The sequence below is a fragment of the Sphingobium sp. CCH11-B1 genome (assembly GCF_001556865.1).
Lineage (GTDB): Bacteria > Pseudomonadota > Alphaproteobacteria > Sphingomonadales > Sphingomonadaceae > Sphingobium.
The window spans coordinates 1-1,461 of record NZ_LSJY01000101.1 but is presented as its reverse complement, the minus strand read 5'-3'; the positions used below and the strand labels follow the sequence as shown (position 1 = coordinate 1,461).

General features: G+C 57.8%; 2 protein-coding genes. One reads left to right on the top strand and one right to left on the bottom strand.

The annotated features are described in order from the left end of the window. The first annotated feature begins 54 nt into the window (after positions 1–54). Positions 55–414 (top strand): hypothetical protein, encoded by a 360-nt coding sequence (locus AX724_RS10985; RefSeq protein ID WP_066766224.1) that lies wholly within the window; start codon positions 55–57, stop codon positions 412–414. A 5-nt stretch (positions 415–419) separates the two neighbouring features. On the opposite strand, the gene AX724_RS10980 is transcribed toward AX724_RS10985, so the two are convergent. Beyond that, positions 420–1,382 (bottom strand): LysR family transcriptional regulator, encoded by a 963-nt coding sequence (locus AX724_RS10980; RefSeq protein ID WP_156448056.1) that lies wholly within the window; start codon positions 1,380–1,382, stop codon positions 420–422. Positions 1,383–1,461: the final 79 nt, after the last annotated feature.

Below are 1,461 nucleotides of genomic sequence, written 5' to 3'. Positions count from 1 at the left end.
ACCAGCAGCACCTAAATCTCCACCGAAAATTACACCACGAGCGCGGACGCTAACATGTTCGACAGCACCTTGTCTATGCACCATCGGGCAACACCATTGCACGACTGGCATCCACACGCCACGTCGCTCGATCGCGAAACCACTCAGGTCATTGCATTGTCCAGGCTGGACGGCGTGGAAACGGCGTTCGAACAATCGCGCGTGCGCAAACTTATAGCGCGCGTGTTCGGCATTCGATGCGCCGCCGGCCTGGCCAACCCGAAACTGGAAATCCTGCGACGTTATTGCGTGTTGAAAAGACACGACGACAGCCGTGTGGACCAACTTCAAGATGGTCTGAGCAAAGCTGGCTATTCTCCGGCCCAGATCCATGAGGTCGACATGATGATTGCGCGCGATATCCAAAATGGGTGATTGCGTCATACGGGCGACGTCACCGACCGGTTCGCGGTCGCGAGGGCGGTCCGTTCACGCAGCGTTGCAGAAACCGTATACCCCCATTCGGTGTATAATTCGGCGAAGGTCCGAAGCAGGTCTCGCAACGAAGCCCCCTCGTCGCCCCTGCGATGGATCAGGATGATGGGTGAGGTAGCACGCGACGTCAAAGGGCGGAACAACACTTCCGCATGGGCCAGGAGTCTGGAGGAAGCGGGAATTATGCAGGCCCCCATCCCGGCTGCAACCAGGACAAGGGCGGTCTGCAGTTCACGCACCTCAATGATCTGCGGCAACTCCACGCCGGCATCGCGAAAGAGCGACAGGATATGATCCGCATAGCTCGGCTTCAGCGCAGCAGGGTAGACAATCAGCGGCATTGACGTCAGGTCCGCCAACTCGACCGGCCCGTGACCGACCAGGGCCTGACCCGGCGGTAGGGCCACCAGCATGACTTCGTCTCGAAGGATGACTCGATCGATACCCGGGTCGTCCACACGAATGCGTCCCAGTCCTGCATCGATCCGACCATTTTTAAGCGCCTCGACCTGCTCCAAGCTTGTCATTTCCAAGAGGGATAGTTCGACATCCGGTGTGAGAAGCCGGAACTTTCTCAGGACATCGGGCAGCCGTTCATGAAAACCGGAAGGCACAAGTCCGATGGCGAAACGCTGCCTCTCCATACCCAGATGATGTCTCATCGTCACGCTCAACTGATCGAGCTTTTGGACGATCTGAATAGATTGCTCGTAAAACAACTTCCCGGCCGAGGTCAAAGCCAGAGGGCGAACGTCGCGCTGGAATAGATTCGTTCCCAGTTCTTCCTCCAGTTCGTGGATCCGGCGACTGAGGGGAGGCTGAGCCATATTCAGCTTTTCCGCCGCTCTGGTGAAGCTGCTTTCGGTAGCAACAGCCAGAAAATAGCGAAGGCGCTTCAGGTCCAGCATCGCGGATCCTCCGGTTGGGATGATTAGCCCGGCTTATTCATGAGCCCGCTGCACTGGGGCGTGCCGGGTTTGATGTGTC

Coding starts and splice junctions, on each gene's coding strand:
- AX724_RS10985 (WP_066766224.1), top strand. CDS start 55: ATGTTCGACAGCACCTTGTCTATGCACCATCGGGCAACACCATTGCAC.
- AX724_RS10980 (WP_156448056.1), bottom strand. CDS start 1,382: ATGCTGGACCTGAAGCGCCTTCGCTATTTTCTGGCTGTTGCTACCGAA.